The 16,491-nt window shown below is 49.0% G+C and carries 14 protein-coding genes; 3 read left to right on the forward strand and 11 right to left on the reverse strand.

Annotated features, from left to right (window positions below):
* Positions 1-20 precede the first annotated feature (20 nt).
* Both gluQRS and dksA read right to left on the reverse strand, forming a co-directional pair.
* The gene (gene gluQRS / locus NO559_RS16515) at positions 21-935 is read right to left on the reverse strand and encodes a tRNA glutamyl-Q(34) synthetase GluQRS (protein WP_258332982.1); all 915 of its coding nucleotides are present in this window, start codon (positions 933-935) and stop codon (positions 21-23) included.
* 75 nt (positions 936-1,010) lie between these two features.
* On the reverse strand, positions 1,011-1,451 hold the full coding sequence (gene dksA / locus NO559_RS16520) for an RNA polymerase-binding protein DksA (protein WP_258332983.1): 441 nt from the start codon (positions 1,449-1,451) through the stop codon (positions 1,011-1,013).
* Positions 1,452-1,663: 212 nt separating this feature from the next.
* Between dksA and sfsA the strand changes: the two genes are divergently transcribed.
* Positions 1,664-2,386, forward strand: a complete 723-nt coding sequence (gene sfsA, locus NO559_RS16525; protein ID WP_258332984.1) for a DNA/RNA nuclease SfsA — start codon at positions 1,664-1,666, stop codon at positions 2,384-2,386.
* On the opposite strand, the gene NO559_RS16530 is transcribed toward sfsA, so the two are convergent.
* From NO559_RS16530 to NO559_RS16540, 3 genes are all read right to left on the reverse strand, one after another.
* Entirely contained in the window at positions 2,364-2,879 is a 516-nt protein-coding gene (locus NO559_RS16530; RefSeq protein WP_258332985.1) for a DUF6491 family protein, read from the reverse strand. The two genes, sfsA and NO559_RS16530, sit on opposite strands and share 23 nt — an antisense overlap.
* Positions 2,880-2,987: 108 nt before the next feature.
* Positions 2,988-6,560: an ATP-binding protein gene (locus NO559_RS16535; RefSeq protein WP_258332986.1), complete on the reverse strand. Its 3,573-nt coding sequence runs from the start codon at positions 6,558-6,560 to the stop codon at positions 2,988-2,990.
* A 342-nt stretch (positions 6,561-6,902) separates the two neighbouring features.
* Positions 6,903-7,898, reverse strand: coding sequence for an adenosine kinase (locus NO559_RS16540; protein ID WP_258332987.1), 996 nt, complete (start codon positions 7,896-7,898; stop codon positions 6,903-6,905).
* Between the two features lie 112 nt (positions 7,899-8,010).
* Between NO559_RS16540 and mrcB the strand changes: the two genes are divergently transcribed.
* Positions 8,011-10,296: a penicillin-binding protein 1B gene (gene mrcB, locus NO559_RS16545; protein ID WP_258332988.1), complete on the forward strand. Its 2,286-nt coding sequence runs from the start codon at positions 8,011-8,013 to the stop codon at positions 10,294-10,296.
* A gap of 34 nt (positions 10,297-10,330) precedes the next feature.
* On the opposite strand, the gene NO559_RS16550 is transcribed toward mrcB, so the two are convergent.
* The 3 genes from NO559_RS16550 to NO559_RS16560 all read right to left on the reverse strand — a co-directional run bounded on the left by NO559_RS16550 (position 10,331) and on the right by NO559_RS16560 (position 13,122).
* Positions 10,331-10,855 (reverse strand): glycine cleavage system protein R, encoded by a 525-nt coding sequence (locus tag NO559_RS16550; RefSeq protein WP_258332989.1) that lies wholly within the window; start codon positions 10,853-10,855, stop codon positions 10,331-10,333.
* A 102-nt stretch (positions 10,856-10,957) separates the two neighbouring features.
* Positions 10,958-11,626, reverse strand: coding sequence for a carbohydrate-binding family 9-like protein (locus NO559_RS16555; RefSeq protein WP_258332990.1), 669 nt, complete (start codon positions 11,624-11,626; stop codon positions 10,958-10,960).
* A gap of 8 nt (positions 11,627-11,634) precedes the next feature.
* Complete coding sequence (locus NO559_RS16560) at positions 11,635-13,122, reverse strand: ATP-binding cassette domain-containing protein (protein WP_258332991.1); 1,488 nt, start codon at positions 13,120-13,122, stop codon at positions 11,635-11,637.
* A gap of 111 nt (positions 13,123-13,233) precedes the next feature.
* Between NO559_RS16560 and NO559_RS16565 the strand changes: the two genes are divergently transcribed.
* The gene (locus tag NO559_RS16565) at positions 13,234-13,803 is read left to right on the forward strand and encodes a CoA pyrophosphatase (RefSeq protein WP_258332992.1); all 570 of its coding nucleotides are present in this window, start codon (positions 13,234-13,236) and stop codon (positions 13,801-13,803) included.
* A gap of 35 nt (positions 13,804-13,838) precedes the next feature.
* Here the strand turns inward: NO559_RS16565 and NO559_RS16570 are convergent, their stop codons facing one another.
* The 3 genes from NO559_RS16570 to hemB all read right to left on the reverse strand — a co-directional run bounded on the left by NO559_RS16570 (position 13,839) and on the right by hemB (position 16,435).
* Complete coding sequence (locus NO559_RS16570) at positions 13,839-14,438, reverse strand: hypothetical protein (RefSeq protein WP_258332993.1); 600 nt, start codon at positions 14,436-14,438, stop codon at positions 13,839-13,841.
* A gap of 135 nt (positions 14,439-14,573) precedes the next feature.
* Positions 14,574-15,320 (reverse strand): TIGR04219 family outer membrane beta-barrel protein, encoded by a 747-nt coding sequence (locus tag NO559_RS16575; protein ID WP_258332994.1) that lies wholly within the window; start codon positions 15,318-15,320, stop codon positions 14,574-14,576.
* Between the two features lie 101 nt (positions 15,321-15,421).
* Positions 15,422-16,435, reverse strand: a complete 1,014-nt coding sequence (gene hemB, locus NO559_RS16580; RefSeq protein WP_258332995.1) for a porphobilinogen synthase — start codon at positions 16,433-16,435, stop codon at positions 15,422-15,424.
* Positions 16,436-16,491: the final 56 nt, after the last annotated feature.

Here is a 16,491-nt window from a genome sequence, read left to right on the forward strand (position 1 = left end):
TGATAGTACGCAAGCTCTACTTAACATGCAAAGTGCTGTAGCGTTATTTCATCGATGGCAGTGCAATGCGGCACGGCCTTTAGCGACCAGTGTGCGGTGGCCCATTGCAAAATCTGTGAGCAGTCGTGTTGCTGTGATTTGGGGGGCAGCGGTTGCTGTAAAAAGTACAGCGCCTTGAGCAAGTTCTGGCAGGCCTGTTGCGGGCTTAGCGCTGGGGCAAAGGTTTGTTTACTGAGCTTGTGACCGGCACTATTGGTGATTACCGGTATATGCACATATTGTGGGGTGGGCAGTGCCAGTTGTTGCTGCAAAAAAATTTGCCTGGGGGTGGAGTCTAGTAAGTCCGAGCCGCGCACTACGTGGGTCACCCCTTGCAGGGCATCGTCTAACACTGCCGCTAATTGGTAGGCATAGAATTGGTCTTTGCGCTGGATTACAAAGTCGCCAACTTCGCGGTGCAGTAGTTGCTGCACGCGGCCTTGCAGGGGGTCGTTAAAGCTTAGGCTTTGCTCTGTGACCCTTAGCCGTACCGCGCAACCGGTATAGGGCGCTTGCGCTTGGCAGTTGCCGGCGTGTATGCCTTGCTGCTGAGCTAATTGGCTGCGGCTGCAGCGACAGTAAAAGGCTTTGCCCGTGGCGATGAGTTGCTCTACCGCAGCTTGGTAACGTTGCTGTTGTTGGCTTTGCCACAATACCTCGCCATGCCAGTGCAGGCCATGGGCTTGTAAGCATTGCAGTATATTTTCGGCAGCGCCGGCTTGCTCTCTAGGGGGGTCTAAATCTTCCATGCGCAACAGCCATAAACCTTGTTGGGACTTGGCGTCTAAGTAGCTGGCGACGGCGGCAATTAATGAGCCCAAATGCAAGGGGCCGGTAGGTGAAGGGGCAAAGCGGCCTATGTACTTAGGCGGGGTATGTTCGGGCTGTGGGCTCATAAGGCTCTAGCTTAGCAACAGTGAGCAATAAAAAAGGCAGTGATATAACACTGCCTTTTTAGGGTTGGCTGTGGCTTAGCCTAGTTGCTGCTTTTCTTTGATTTCGTCTAAGGTTTTGCAGTCTATACACATGGTGGCGGTGGGGCGGGCTTCTAAGCGCTTAATGCCTATTTCTACACCACAGGTGTCGCAGTAGCCGTAATCGTCAGCATCGATAAGGTCTATGGTCTTATCGATTTTTTTAATCAGCTTGCGCTCGCGGTCGCGGGTGCGCAGCTCTAGGCTGAACTCTTCTTCTTGCGTGGCGCGGTCAGCTGGGTCGGGGAAATTAGCAGCATCATCTTTCATATGCGAAACGGTGCGGTCTACTTCTTCCATGAGTTCCGATTTCCACGAAAGTAAAATATGACGAAAGTGCTCGAGTTGGCTTTCGTTCATATACTCTTCGTTTTTCTTCGGCTTATAAGGGGTGAAATTTTTAAAATCGCTAGCCGTTGGTTGTTTTTTTGCTGGCATTACTCAATCCCAATGAAGTGCTCAAAAATACCTTGTTAGCATTACCCCAAGGCGCGCTCGGGTCGAATCATTTCGTTGCTGACAATGTTTAAGGGGGCAAAAGTACCAGATTAAGCCGTTTTGCGCTAGAGTTTCCTGCTTTGTGGCGCTAAGTGTGTTAAGTGGGCCATTAAGTTGTTGAATTTAAAAGTATTAATAAAAGTGAGAGAGTTATGCAGTGCCCCCCTTTGCAGCCCGCGGTATTAGTTAAGCGCTATAAGCGCTTTTTGGCTGATGTGCAGCTGCCCCATGGCGAGATTATTACCGTGCACTGCCCCAACACTGGCGCGATGACCGGCTGTGCCGAACCGGGCAGCCAGGTGTGGCTGTCTACCTCGGATAACCCTAAGCGAAAATACCGGCATACTTGGGAGCTGGCGCAAAGCCCAGCCGGGCATTGGGTAGGTATACACTCGGCCAAGGCCAATGCCTTGGTGGTAGAGGCTATAGAGCAGGGGGTGATAAGCCCATTGCAGGGCTATGCGCAGCTGCGCACAGAGCTGAAATATGGTGACGAAAACAGCCGTATCGATATACACCTCGCCACTGAGCAGGGCGAGCAGTGTTTTGTAGAGGTAAAGAGTGTCACTTTATTAGCGCAGCCTGATACGGGCTTGGGGGTATTTCCCGATGCCGTTAGCGCCAGGGGCAGTAAGCATATCCGCGAGTTAATGGCGGTTAAGCAGCAGGGCCATAGAGCCGTGTTGTTTTTTTGTGTACAGCACAGCGGTATCACGAGTGTGGCACCGGCGGATTTAATCGACAGTGTTTATGCCCAGACGTTTAGAGAGGCCATGGCCGCTGGGGTGGAGGTATTAGCTTATGGGGCTGAGCTTAATCAGCATGAAGTTAGGCTCAGCAGCGCCTTGCCGGTTATCGCGCAGCAAGATCGCTAGCGCCCTGTACACGGGGCTTATTATCGGGGCCTTTGCTGTCGGGGTTGTGTTTATCGGGGGGATTGCTATCTGGGTTGTGGCTATCTTTGGTTTTTATGAGCAGGTATATACCTTCTATATAACAGGGGTGTAGTACTTTGCTGTGGCGTGGCAATACCTTGATGGCATCTAGCCCGGCCATCAAGGTGCCGGTGCGCGTGTCCAGGGCTATGTTTTCTATGGCGCGTAACTCATGGCAGCGCTGTTTAAAGGTGAGCAGATAAGAGCGGCCGGGGCTGGAATACATCACTAGGTTTTGCTGGTCTATATAGGCCCAGCCGTTGAGCCGATAATCGTGTACTTGTTTGACGGGTTTAACAATGGTGTAGCCGTGCTTGGCGGCGGCTTGTTCGGGGCTTAGCGCCGAGGGGCGTGGTGTGCTGCTGCAGGCGCTTAGTAAAACCAGGCTCACGGCTGCAGTGCTTAATAATAAATGGCTAAGTGAAAATTTCATATCGCAGTTATTGCTTACTCTTAGGGTTAATTATTAAGAAATTAAATTCAGGGCTGGGTTCCCTAAGCTTAGCCTAAAGATATTTTTATGCGTGCTATAGGGGGTGGCTTAGCGACGCGCCACATGGTGGCTAAGGGTTTGATATAAGGCGTTGGGGTTAATAGGTTTGCTGATATGCGCATTCATACCTGCTGCCAGTGCTTTTTCAGTATCACCAGACATGGCGTGGGCAGTCATGGCAATTATGGGGATGTCACTGCCTAGGGTGTGGCGTATATAACTGGTGGCTTGATAGCCGTTGACCTCGGGCATTTCTATATCCATTAAAATGGCATCGTAGTTGGCGGCATGTTCTTGCATAAGCTGGATCGCTTCTTGGCCGTTGTTGGCAAAACTGTATTGCATGCCTTTTTTATTAAGCACCCCTGCGGCGACTTTTTGGTTAACAATATTATCTTCGGCCACCAGAATATGCAGGCCGCGTAATTGCTGTTGGTAGTGGTCATGCTGTTGTTGGCTCTGGTCTGGCTGCTGCTGTTTAGCTAACTCAAAGGTGAGGGTTAGGGTGAAGTTAGTACCCTTGCCCAATTCGCTGACTACGCCAATATTACCGCCCATTAACGTGGCTAAACGTTGCACTATAGTTAGCCCCAGGCCAGTGCCGCCAAAGCGACGGCTAATAGAGCCATCAGCTTGGCTGAAGGGGTCAAAGAGTTGCTGTATATAGTCATCGCTAATGCCCATACCCGAATCTATAACATTAATTTGTAGTTCAACTTTATTGCCGGTTAAATTTAACAACTGGGTTTTTAAAATAATTTCACCCTGCTCGGTAAACTTCACTGCATTGCTAAGTAAGTTAGTTAAAATTTGCGATAGCCTTAAGCTGTCGCCGTAGAGTTTTTTGGGTATGTTGTCATCATGCACTAGCACCAGTTTTAGTGATTTTTGATCGCTAAGAAAAGAGGTGATGCGCAAAACTTGTTTTAAGGTTTCTTCAAAATAAAAATTGGCATTATCTATAATGAGTTTGCCAGCGGCAATTTTAGAGAAATCTAAAATATCATTAATGATACCTAGCAAATTGTTAGCAGCTGAATGTATGTGGTCTATATAGTCCAGTTGTTTTTCATTGAGATCGCTGTCTTTCATTAAGTGAGATAAGCCGATAATGGCGTTCATGGGGGTGCGTATTTCATGGCTCATGCGGGCTAGAAAATCGCTCTTTTCTATATTTGCTTGCTCCGCTTCTATGCGGGCTTTGTCCAGTGCCTGTTGCTGTAGGATAAAGTCACTGATATTTATCATTACGCCAATTAGGCACTTAGGATTGCCGTGAAAATCCCAATCGGTAAATTTTGCACGTAAGTAGCACCATATTATGCTGTGATCTTTTTTGATGAATCGTAGTTTTATGTCTTCAAAAGGCAGCTGGTTATTTTGTAGCTTGTCTAGCTCAGCTGAAAATAAGGCTTGGTCGTCATCATGCACCCGCTTAAGAAACCTGTCTGAGTCAAAATAAATTTGGCGCTCTGCATGTTGAAAACCAAACAGGCTGGAGCATTCTGGGCTTATATAGATGCTGTTGGTATCTAACTGCCATTCCCACATGCCATGTTGAGAGGCCTCCATGGCCATGCTTAGGCGCTGTTCATTATTAAGCAGTTGATAATAGATTTCTTGCCGGTCATGAGCCATGCAAATAGCGTCACCCACGGCTTGTACTAACTTTTCGTGCTCTTTAGTCCACTGTTGGGTGTGGGTCATACAGTCGACTGCGATATAGGCGGGTATACCTTCTATGCCAAATAAAGGCATCATTAAGGTGGCTAATACGGGGTCCTCTTGTAGGACGAGATTTTTTTTAGCCGCCAGTAATTTTTCTTTGCCTGACATGTCGTTGATGGCTATGGGTTTACCTATAACCAAAACATGTTCTGAGGGCAGATTGCTCAGGTCAATATTGGCACCTATGCTGTCGACTATGCTGGGTATGCCAGGCTCGCAGTGCTGATAGCTAACTTGATAAATATTACTATTTTCTATGCGATGTCGAATAAAAATACGCTCTGCATTGAGATGCTGGCATAGCGCTTTAAGGACTTTGTTGACGGTGCTCTCTATGGGGTAACGGCTGCGATACAGTTGGTCAACCTGGGTGGTTAGCCACTGTTCTTGAACAATTTTTTGTTGCAGGGCTTTTTTATCGTTGATTTGATCTATGACAGAGAATAGGGTGTCGCCTATAGATAGCAAGGTGGCTTCTATTAAGTTTAGTTGCGCAATGTTGTGGTTTTCATCCCAAGTTAAAACGATTAATGCAGGGGTGTTGTTTTGCCTATTAAAAGTGGCCGCATAAAGCCCCTGTGATTTTATGGACTTGAGTATGTTGTAGTATTTGCTGTTTTCAATAAGGCTTTTGGGGGCTTGATCTAGGCGGGTAAAAAATAAGGGTCTCGATTTTTTTAACAGCTTATATATTTCGGCATTAAAGCTATTTATATCCTCAGCCTTGTTATCGCTGTATATGTCTTTAACTATTGCGTCGCTAGATGTTTGTGTGGTGATAACTTGCTGATTTAAAAACACCATAACGCCGGATGCGTTTAAACGTTTAAGTAGCTCGCTGAGTATATGGTTAATAGTGCTAAGCTGGGGTGATAGGTGTAGTTGCTGTAATACATTGCTTAGCCATTGTGAATTGAGGGTTTGGGTTTGTAGTTGCGTGATGTCGGTATAGCCGACTAAAACAGTGTCGGGTTTATTGTGCTTGTCGCGATAAATAATACTGGGGGTGCAGCAAAAATATTTAATTTCATTATTTTTGCCATGCCACTGCAAGATTAAAGGGCTGGTGTTTTCTTGCTGGAAAATATCCTGCCACCAGCGCTGCTGTTTAACTAGCTGTTGCGCTTGCCATTGCTGATCAAAGCTTTGAGGAGTCAGTAGGGTGTCGCAAGGTAGGCCTAGCATACTGGCCAAGTTGCGGCCAAAGCTGTAATGGCTGCGCTCATAATTGAGTAAGGCGTAGCTAACGCCGGTATTTTCGGCCACTTTTTGTAATAGCTGCAAGCCCTCTCGGTCCAACTTGTCTTTGAGTATCCTATTGGCGGCAGAAAAAAAGGCCTGCGATAATTGTTGCAGTAATTCACAATCATTAGCTGACCAGTTATGGGTTCTGCCCTGGCTATGTACTTCTAGTATCCCCTGTATTCTATCCTCAAAGGTTAAAGGTATTTGCAGTGCTGAAGGCTGCTTGAGGGTTTGGTAAAAATGGATGTCAGTTTTATTGTTGCTAGGTATATCGCTGAGCTTATTAATGATTAGCGGCCTGCCCGACTGTAGCTGCTGCCAGGTCCATGGAAAATCATCAATATGATATTGGCAGCGTGTTTTTTCTTGGCTAGATGAAATGGGATAGCTGCTAACTAGGTTAAGTTGGTGGCTGCCGTAATGGTGTATCGACAGGGTGGCGCCATCGGCATTGAGGTAGGCGGCGACTTCACCTAAAAGTATATCGAGCTGTTCAATATGGGTGGCACTGCTACAGCTATCTAACCAACTGGACAGCTGTTGGTTGGTGGCGTCAGCTGTGGTGCTCAAGCGTTTTTGTAGCGCTGCATTTTCAGCGCGAAGCTTAGCAATTGTCTGCTGTAGTTGCTCTACGTCTTTATCATCCATGAGGGCTAATCGCTATAAGGCTGTGGTAGGCAATAGCAGTACTGAGCTAGGTTGATGGCTGTGATTTTGGCGCTAGTTCGATTTAAGGGCTTGCCAATACACTCCCCGCAGGGGCTGTTAGCTAGCGGCTGGGTGCTAGGGCGATAGTCGCCATGGGATTTGTTTTGTGCTCGTATTAAGCCAGCGCTTAGCGCTGCAGAAGAAGGCTGATGGCTCATAGTGTAAGCAATACCGCAAATAGCAATAACTTGAGTATGGCTTATAAACTGCGGTTTTGCCGATAGGATGGGGCAGTAGGTGGCCTAGTGGCAGATCACTAAGCCAGCCTTTAGTGTTGAGAGGTTAGAGTACGCTGTGCAGTAATTGCTGGTGCTGCTCGGCTTGCAGACGTGGGCCGTAGTGGCTGACTACCTCAGCGGCGGCGCGGCAAGCGAGTTGCCCGGCCTGGCGGAAGCTGTGGCCTTGGCTGAGTGCGTATAGGAAGGCTCCGGCAAACATATCACCAGCGCCGTTGCTGTCTACCGCTTTGACTGGATGCCCTGGCAGCTCTATGAGCTGCTGGCCATCAAATAATACCGCGCCTTTAGCGCCCAGGGTGATGACAAATTGCTTGGCCAGCGTTTTCATCTGGGCGATGGCGTCCTCAAGGTTGCTGCTGTCGCCCCAGCCCATGGCCTCGGCCTCATTGCAAAACAGTAGGTCTACGCCGTCGCCTATCATGTCTACTAGGCCATCTTTAAAAAACTGCACCATGCCGGGGTCGGAGAGGCTGATCGCGGTTTTCACCCCATGTTGCTCGGCAATTTGCCTGGCTTTAATAGCCGCTGCGCGACCGGTGGGAGAGGTGACTAAGTAGCCTTCGTAATACAGGTATTCGGAGTTGGCGATGGCATCGGCATTAAGCTCTTGCTCGGACAGGGTTTCGCTAATCCCTAAATAGGTGTTCATGCTGCGCTCGGCATCGGGAGTAATCAGTACCAGGCATTTACCGGTAATGCCTTCGGGCTTGCTGCTGGCGTAGTCGCTATCCACCTGCGCGGCTTTTAAATCATCCAAATAAAACTGGCCATTGTCGTCGTTGGCCACTTTACAGCTGTAGTAATTGTTGGCACCAAAATAGCTGGCGGCGATGATGGTGTTGCAGGCCGAGCCGCCACAGGCGCGTTTGGAGTGCACTAGGTGGCCTTGCAAATGCGCTATCAGTTCCTGCTGCCGGGTTTCATCAACCAAGGTCATCAAGCCTTTATCAACATTCATTTGCGCTAGTTCTTGATCTTGCACTTCTATTTCAGTGTCGACGAGTGCCGCGCCTAGGCCGTAAATGTGGTATTGCTTCATGCTTGCGTTCCTGAGAGCTAAAAGAGTAGTTAATGGCTGGCCATTATCCCTGTTGTGATGCTGTTTGCAATGTCGATTAAAGAATTAGTGGCCGCCGTGATAGACTCGCGCCATGAGTAAAAAAGCACACAGTACTAAGACTAGTCGTCGTAAAAAATCCCCTAAAACCTCCCGCACTAGACGCTTTCCTTGGTGGAAGTTATTGATCAGTGCGACGGTATTAATGGCCGTGGTGTTGATAGCATTGGATGCCAATGTGCGTTATGGCCTAAACGAGCGCCAATGGCAGACGCCTGCTCGGGTTTACAGCCGCGCCTTAACATTGCACGAAGGGCAGTTTTTACCGGCCGAGGATTTGCGCTATGAATTAAACCTACTGGGCTACCAACTCAATAGCGATAGCCGTCGCCCGGGCAGCTATTGGCAGCAGGGTCAGAAATTTACCGTGGCTACCCGCGGCCATGGCGACCAGCCCTCGCAGCGATTTGAGCTGCAACTGCTAAACGATAGAGTCAAAAACTTGCGCTCAGTGTGGGGTAAAGCCTTACCGCAGGTGCATTTAGAGCCTGTAGAAATAGGTAGTATTTACCCCAGCCACAAAGAGGATAGGCTGTTGGTGCGCTTGGATGAAGTGCCACTAAGCCTGCGCGAAATTTTACTATTAGTAGAAGATAGAGATTTTTATAGCCACTGGGGCTTGTCGCCTAAGGCTATAGCCCGCGCTTTAATTGCCAATATAAAAGCTGGCCGCACCGTGCAGGGCGGCAGCACCATTACCCAGCAGTTGGTTAAAAACGTGTTTCTCAGCCGCAGCCGCAGTTTATGGCGCAAGGCCACCGAAGCGGTGATGACTGTATTGGTGGAGCTGCATTACAGCAAGGATAAAATTTTAGAGTCCTATATCAATGAAATTTATTTGGGGCAGGAAGGCCCGCGCGCTATTCACGGTTTTGCTCTGGCCAGCCAACATTATTTTAATCGCCCGCTATACGAATTAAACCCCGGCCAAATTGCCTTGTTAGTGGGCATGGTGAAGGGGCCTTCTTATTACGACCCTTGGCGCCACCCCGAACGCGCTGAGGCACGCCGCGATGTGGTGCTAAAGCTGATGGCCCAGCATCAATTAATTACCCAGCAGCAAAGTGATTTTTATCAAATGAATAGCTTGGGCTTGGCTAAGCCCAATGCGGTGGCGGTGGTATTTCCTGCGTATTTAGATTTGGTACGCAGGCAGCTGCGCCGCGATTACAGCGAGCAGGAGTTACAAACTCAAGGCTTGCATATCTACACCGCCTTTGACCCCATAGTGCAGCGTCATGCCGAGCAAAGTTTAAGTAGCGTGATTAAAACGGTGGCTAAAGAAACCGAGGGCGCCGTAGTGGTTAGTGATGTTAATAGCGGCGATATCGTTGCCCTAGTGGGCGGCCGTGAAATGCGCTATGCCGGTTTTAATCGCGCCTTGGATGCGGTGCGGCCCATAGGCTCGCTAATTAAACCGGCAGTGTACTTAACCGCCTTGGAGCAGCCGCAGCAGTACACCTTGGTCACGCCCTTAAATGATAGTGCAGTAACCGTGCAAGGTGGCGACGGCTCACTATGGCAGCCACAAAATTTTGATAAAAAAAGCCATGGCTCGGTGTTGCTGCACAATGCTTTGGCGCAGTCCTATAATCAGGCGACAGCTAGGCTGGGTATGCAGCTGGGTATAGAGCCGGTGCTTAATATGGTGCAGCGCCTAGGGGTAAGCCGCAAATTACCCGCGGTGCCCGCTTTGTTGTTAGGAGCTGGTGAGTTGTCGCCCTTAGAGGTGACGCAAATGTATCAGACTATTGCCAGCCACGGCATTAGCCGACCGCTGCGGGCGATTACTCAAATTAATGATCAGCAGGGCAAAACCTTGGCCCGTTACCCGGTGCAGTCGCAGCCAGTCATCGACTCCGCAGTCGTGCACTTGCTGCATTACTCTATGATGGAAGTGGTGCGTGAGGGTACCGGCAAAAGTGTTTACCAGCGCCTACCCGAAGACTTTGCCGTAGCGGGTAAAACCGGCAGCACTAATGATTTACGCGATTCTTGGTTTGCCGGTTTTGCTGGCGATTATTTAGCGGTGGTGTGGATGGGGCGCGATGATAATCAAAGCGCGGGCCTAACTGGGGCGGGTGGTGCTTTAAAAGTATGGCGCGAGTTGTTTGCCAGAGTCAGCCGCCAGCCCATTAATTTAGAGGCGCCCGCTGGGGTTAATTATCACTGGGTAGATGGCGACAGCGGTTTGCTTAGCAGCGGCCCCTGCGACAATGCCCGTTATGTTCCTTTTTTATTGGGCAGTGCGCCGCAGCAAAAAGCGCCTTGCAATACCAGTGTTAAGGGCGTGTTGCAGTGGTTTAGGGATTTGTTTTAATCGCCACCGCTAGGGTAAAAAAATGGCTTGGCTGTTATTCGTCTTCGGCGCGGTCTATCTCTACAATCAAGTCGTCTGAAATGCCTTCCAGTTTGGTGCGTAAATGCCCCTTAGCTAAACTGGGAGGCAACGTGGCGCTGCCCTCCATAGTAAATAGTAGGCCGCCCGACCAAGGGGCGCTGCTGATATAGGTGTTGAGGCTTTCTATATTGGCGCCGCAGTTGGCCATTAAAGAAGATAGCTCTTGCACTATGCCGGGTCTGTCATCGCCGGTGACTTTAAAATTAACGGGGAATAATTCTGCGGCGGCTGTGCTGGGGGGATTGGCATTTAAGCTATAGGTAATCCCTTGGGCTTCTAAATCGCGCAGTGCCATGTCTAAATTGGTGACGGCGTTTTCAGCTATTTCTATACGGATTATGCCGGTAAATTGGCCGCCTAAACGGGTTAGGCGGCTTTCTAGCCAGTTGCCTTGTTGCTGTGCTATCACCTCTGAGATTGCGTCGACTATGCCGGGCCTGTCTTCGGCGATAAAACTCATAATCAATGACTGCTGCATGGCGACCTCTACTGCGTTTGTTAGTGTTATTACTAACTGTAATGGCAGTTGTGGCATCGCGCCAGTTTTTAATCGCCGCAGAGCAGTAGCAACGCAGTGTTTCTAATCAAATACAATATGGCCAAAGGTTTCGGGCATATGAAAATTTAATTCGGGTACCGGCTGCCATGACGCCCAGTGTGGGTGTGAGGTTTCATCGCCGCATTTAAATAAATTACAGCGCCATTGTTGGCCTTTAATGCTGCCTAGTTCACCTACATAGTGAGTGAGTAAGCTAAAGGGTACAAAAAACTGTAGCGTCCAAGTTGTGGCCTCGCTAATTTCTGGTTCTACCACTTTGGGCAAGCTACTAATAATGGCAACTTGCTGGCCTTGTTGCTCCGTAATTTTAACAAACTCTTTAAAACCGCCGGGGGCGCGTTCGGCATTGGTGATGTAATAGCTTAGTAAGGTGCCGTTGCCGCTGATTTCAAAATTGAGATAGCCGCGATCGCTTTTGGGGTGAAAATAAATTTCCACGCAGCTGTCTTTGCAAACCAAATCTTGAAAGTTTTGCTGTACACAGCGCACGTAGCGATCCTGCACTTGAAAAATACCGTGTATGCCATCGTCGCTGTATAGTAATTTGGCTTCGGTAATGGGTCTATGACTGGAACTTTCCTCGCGGAATTGCGCGATGGGAATAGTTGCTGCCAATTGCCATAGTGGGTCTTGCCAGTCGGCCTTGAGCGCAGGGGCTAGGGCCGTGTACTTAACGTTGTAGTGTGACATGTGTAATCCTATGTGTGAGTTATGTCATTGACTGATGCGGTGTAACCGCCGTTAGGGTGGGGGGCAAGTTGTAACTGTTGGTTAATGCAGCGGGGGATTTGTTCGGCTTCGTGGCTAACATATAAAATATGGCTGCGGCCACTATGGGCTATGTGATCGACAATGCGCAGTATTTGCTGGCGATGGCTGTGGTCTAAGCCCAGGCAGGGTTCATCTAAAATTAATATCAGCGGGCTTTTAACCATGGCTCTGGCTAACAGCACCAGGCGCTGCTGACCGAAAGATAATTGTTCAAAACGCGTTTTGGCTAAGTGGTCCAGGCCTATGTAGTGCAGCCATTGCATGACTATGTCTTTTTGTTTGCCGGCGCAATTATCGTATAGCCCTACGGTGTCAAATAATCCTGAGGCCACCACTTCGGTGACCCGCATGCGGCTAACATGGTTAAGCTGTAGTTGCGTATTGACCAAGCCAAACTTTTGTTTAATTTCCCAAATACTTTCGCCGCTACCGCGCTTGCGGCCGAATAAGGAAATATTTTGGCCGTAGGCTTTGTGGTTGTCGCCGCAGATCATACTCAGCAGGGTGGATTTACCCGCGCCATTAGGGCCGCTGATATGGCAGTGTTGGCCGGGCTGTAATTGCCAGTTAATGTCGGTGAGTATGGCTTGTTCGTGGTAGCTGACATTAACCTGTTGTAAATCGAATAAAGCTTGCGAGCTGTCTATATGGTAATTACGTTTGGCCGCAGGGGGCAATGCGGGCAGGCTCTGCTTATGGTCTGCATGGGAGGCATGTTGCTGGCTTAACATTTGTTCGCGATTGCCCTGTTGCTGTATGCGGCCCTGTGCCAGCACCATGATATGACTAATGGCTGGGGGGATGCGCTCGGGGCTTTGCAACAGCAGCATGACGTGTATGGCACTGCGCAAGACTTCGTCTAATAAACTTTGTAAATCTTGTTGTGATTGCGCGTCTAGCCCCTCAAAGGGGTTGTCGATAATTAATACTTTGGGTTGGTTGTATAAGGCTTTGGCCAGCATGACCTTGCGGCTTTCGCCAGTGGAAATATAACGTATGCCGTGATCTAAAATATGGCTGATATGGCAGCGTTGCACCAGCTGTTGGAACCGTGGGCAGGCGGGTTGGCCCTGCAAAATAAAGTTATCTACGCGGGTGCCTATATCAAAAGCATCTTCGCGCTCGTTGCTGTTATCGTAGCGTTTGTCGTGTGCTATTAACTGTTTGTGTAACTCAAAACTCAGCTGCACTATATCGTGTTTAGGGTCTAGCTGTTCAGCGTGTTGGTAATGGCCTTTTAACGCTTTTAATTTTAGGCTTAAAGCATCGGCCAGTGCGCTTTTACCGGCGCCATTATTGCCCAATACTGCCCACTGTTGCCCCGCCTGCCATTGCCAGTTGAGATCTGCTAATACGGGCTCAGTTTTATAGGCGGCGTAAAAATCTTGTAGTTGAAAGAGTATGGGCTTGCTCATGGGTTGATAATATTAACTGCGCTAGTAACTGAATGCTTGCAGAGCTTAACGGCTTTTATAATGCTAAGCCAGCGCTTATGATGGTGGTGAAATAACTTAGCCAGTAGATTTATGCAATATTTAATCAAGCGCCTACAACAGTACCGTGCCCACAAAAAATGGTATCGCCGTTACTGCTATCGCTCGGCAGTGGCCATCATTTTACGCCAAGGCGAGCAGGGGGTAGAGGCATTAATGATACAGCGCGCCCAGCGCTTGGGAGACCCTTGGTCTGGGCAAATGGGTTTTCCCGGTGGCCGTATGGAAAAGCGCGATGGTGGCGGGCTGGCCACCGCCCAGCGTGAAACTCACGAGGAAATAGGTTTGCCCAGCCATGCCTATAGCAATTGTATCGGCCGTTTGCCCGATATTATCGCTACCCCCAAAAAACATCTGCGGCCTATGGTGATTAGCTGTTATGTGTTTGAGTTTCAGGGTGAGCCAGAGTTAAATTTAAACCATGAAGTGGACGAAGTGATTTGGCTGCCGCTAACATTTTTAGCAAATAAAAATAATCGCCAAACCATGCGTTGGCAGCGCAATAGAAAAACCGTAGAGTTGCCTTGTTATTTTTACCAAGGCAAACGGGTTTGGGGACTGTCGTTGCGAATGTTGGATGAATTGGTGAAGGTCGCTAGTTGATAGTCTCTAGCGATTAGAAGATTTTTTAGCGGCTGTCATTCTAACGACTGTAAAGTATTTTTCATTAAGTCTTGCAAGGCCTTTTGTGGTTTGGCGGCTTCTTTTAGCGTGTTGTCATCTATCTTGCCGTTGATGTAGGCCTCTAAGACTTCTATGCGCACGGGGTTCATTTTTTTATCCTGCCACTGCCAGCGCGGGCCGTTAACTAAATTGCCGCTAATAAAACCGTGCTCGTATTTAAGCCAATACACGCCGCAATTAGATAGGCTGTAATCGCCGACGCGGCCATAGCTAAAGCTGGGGGTGTTGGGATTAAAGCCGCCGGCAGGAACCTCGGTAATTTTATGCAGTGCCAGTACCCATTCGCTATGTTCGGGGAAGCCATAAATATTAGGGCGGCAGAGTTTGCCGGTGTCGCCCCATAGCCGTATGATTTCTAAAAACTCTTTGCCTTTAAGTATTTTATTAATTTCAAAGTCGGCGGCATTGCCTTTGTGTTCTAGTACCTTGCCGCTAACGATAAGGTCGGCCTGTTGATAAGCTTTGTTAAAAGAGCCTTGCCATAGGCACTGGCAGGCTAGGCTGGCCTGGCTGCTAAGTGTTAGCAGTGAGAATAGAGTGAGTGCTTTGAGCATGCTTAAGTCTTTTGGCTAGTCAGGTCTTTGATATTGCTCAGCGGCGCTAAGGTTTAGTTGGTTATAGTAATAGATATTAAGCATAAAAAAAGCCCTAGCCACGCAGGTGACTAGGGCTTTTTTAAATACTCATACTTAGAAGTGGTAAAACACGCCTAGGAAAGCACCATCAATGGTTAAGTCAGCGTTTTCGTCATCGTCTTCATATTCGATTTCAAAAGAGCGAAAGCCGGCTTCTATACCCAGGCCTATGCTATGTTCATAGCCTATCGCTGCTTGGTAATCGAGAACACTGTCGCCGTCATAGCTAATGCCGTTACCGCTGGCGCGTACGTACAGGCCGGATAAGGGTAGTTCGAATTTGGCGCCCACATATAGCATGGGTAGCACTACGTCTACGTCAAACTCGCTGCTTTCGGTAGTGCCGCCAGCTGTACCACTAATGCTAAAACCTTCGTCAAAGGCGCGCACGGTAAAGCCTATGTCCAATGAAACCCAGTTATCTAATATTTCATAATACAGGGTGGCATCGGTGTGGCTAAGGTCGGCAGTGGCTTTGATATCGGCGGTATAGTCGACGCCGTCAAAGTTAAAGCTGGCATCGCTGCTGGCGTTAATTTCCATTTCGGTGCGCGCTAGCATGACGTTAGGAATTAATGGGATGGGGTGTTCAATGGCAACATAAAAATTGTTGTTGCTTTCGTCATCAAAACCTAGCGTGTCCTGCATGTCGACGATGTCGCCAGCATCACCCGATTGAATGTCACCCGAGAAGTCTTGTTGCCAAGAATTAGCACCTACACGAAAGCCTAAGGTGTCGGCAGTGGCGGCGGTGGATAATAAGCTTAGGGCGATGGCGCCAGCTAAGGTGGTTTTTTTCATGAGTGTCTCCTAGAGCGATATTATTATTCGCGTTTATCAAATCTGTGCAGGGGGCTAAATATAGCAAGAGTGTAGCAGCAGAAAAGTATTCTGCGGGTTATTTATTTTTTTTGCAGCAATTGTGCGGCCTCTTTCGCAAAATAGCTCAAAATGCCATCAGCGCCTGCGCGTTTAAAGCTGATCAGTGATTCTAAAATAACCTGCTCGCGGTTTAACCAGCCGTTTTCAAAGGCGGCTACGTGCATGGCGTATTCACCACTGACTTGGTAGGCATAAGTGGGGGCTAATAGCTCATCTTTAACGCGGCGCACTACGTCTAAATAGGGCATACCGGGTTTGACCATAATCATGTCGGCGCCTTCGGCTAAGTCCAGCGCGCATTCGTGCAGGGCTTCGTCGCTGTTGGCGGGGTCCATTTGATAGCTGAATTTATCGCCGCCTTTAATATTGCCCGCCGAGCCTACCGCATCGCGGAAGGGGCCGTAATAGGCCGAGGCGTATTTGGCCGAGTAGGCCATTATTTTAGTATTAACGTGACCGTTTTCTTCCAGCGCTTGCCTCACCGCGCCTATGCGGCCGTCCATCATGTCGGAGGGGGCGACGATATCCACACCGGCGTCGGCGTGTGAGGCGGCTTGTTTGACTAGGGTTTCTATGGTGCGGTCATTTAGCACATAGCCGTTTGCATCGAGTATGCCGTCTTGGCCGTGTACGGTGAATGGGTCTAGCGCTACATCAGTTATCACACCTAATTCGGGGCAGGCATCTTTAATGGCTTTAACGGCGCGCTGGGCTAAGCCGTTGGGGTTGTAGGCTTCTTCAGCAAATTCAGACTTGGCACTTTGTGGGGTAACGGGGAATAAGGCAATGGCGGGTATGCCCAGTTGCACTAGCTCTTTGGCTTCTTGCACCAGCAGGTCTATGCTCAAGCGCTCAACGCCGGGCATGGAAGCTACGGTTTCTTTTTCGCCTTGCCCTTCTAAAACAAACATGGGGTAGATTAAATCGTTAACCGTTAAGATATTTTCGCGCATTAAACGGCGCGAAAAATCATCGCTGCGCATACGGCGCATGCGCGTGTGTGGGTATGGGCCGCGGTGTAGGGATTTGGACATAGCTAATCTCGTTATGTTTTTGTCATGCCGGACTGGATCCGGCATCCACTGTTACC

Origin of the sequence: Dasania sp. GY-MA-18 (genome assembly GCF_024734385.1) — a bacterium.
GTDB lineage: Bacteria > Pseudomonadota > Gammaproteobacteria > Pseudomonadales > Dasaniaceae > Dasania > Dasania phycosphaerae.

What these genes read in the sequence shown, in the direction of transcription:
- gluQRS (WP_258332982.1), bottom strand. Translation starts at nt 935, where the DNA reads ATGAGCCCACAGCCCGAACATACCCCGCCTAAGTACATAGGCCGCTTT.
- dksA (WP_258332983.1), bottom strand. Translation starts at nt 1,451, where the DNA reads ATGCCAGCAAAAAAACAACCAACGGCTAGCGATTTTAAAAATTTCACC.
- sfsA (WP_258332984.1), top strand. Translation starts at nt 1,664, where the DNA reads ATGCAGTGCCCCCCTTTGCAGCCCGCGGTATTAGTTAAGCGCTATAAG.
- NO559_RS16530 (WP_258332985.1), bottom strand. Translation starts at nt 2,879, where the DNA reads ATGAAATTTTCACTTAGCCATTTATTATTAAGCACTGCAGCCGTGAGC.
- NO559_RS16535 (WP_258332986.1), bottom strand. Translation starts at nt 6,560, where the DNA reads ATGGATGATAAAGACGTAGAGCAACTACAGCAGACAATTGCTAAGCTT.
- NO559_RS16540 (WP_258332987.1), bottom strand. Translation starts at nt 7,898, where the DNA reads ATGAAGCAATACCACATTTACGGCCTAGGCGCGGCACTCGTCGACACT.
- mrcB (WP_258332988.1), top strand. Translation starts at nt 8,011, where the DNA reads ATGAGTAAAAAAGCACACAGTACTAAGACTAGTCGTCGTAAAAAATCC.
- NO559_RS16550 (WP_258332989.1), bottom strand. Translation starts at nt 10,855, where the DNA reads ATGCAGCAGTCATTGATTATGAGTTTTATCGCCGAAGACAGGCCCGGC.
- NO559_RS16555 (WP_258332990.1), bottom strand. Translation starts at nt 11,626, where the DNA reads ATGTCACACTACAACGTTAAGTACACGGCCCTAGCCCCTGCGCTCAAG.
- NO559_RS16560 (WP_258332991.1), bottom strand. Translation starts at nt 13,122, where the DNA reads ATGAGCAAGCCCATACTCTTTCAACTACAAGATTTTTACGCCGCCTAT.
- NO559_RS16565 (WP_258332992.1), top strand. Translation starts at nt 13,234, where the DNA reads ATGCAATATTTAATCAAGCGCCTACAACAGTACCGTGCCCACAAAAAA.
- NO559_RS16570 (WP_258332993.1), bottom strand. Translation starts at nt 14,438, where the DNA reads ATGCTCAAAGCACTCACTCTATTCTCACTGCTAACACTTAGCAGCCAG.
- NO559_RS16575 (WP_258332994.1), bottom strand. Translation starts at nt 15,320, where the DNA reads ATGAAAAAAACCACCTTAGCTGGCGCCATCGCCCTAAGCTTATTATCC.
- hemB (WP_258332995.1), bottom strand. Translation starts at nt 16,435, where the DNA reads ATGTCCAAATCCCTACACCGCGGCCCATACCCACACACGCGCATGCGC.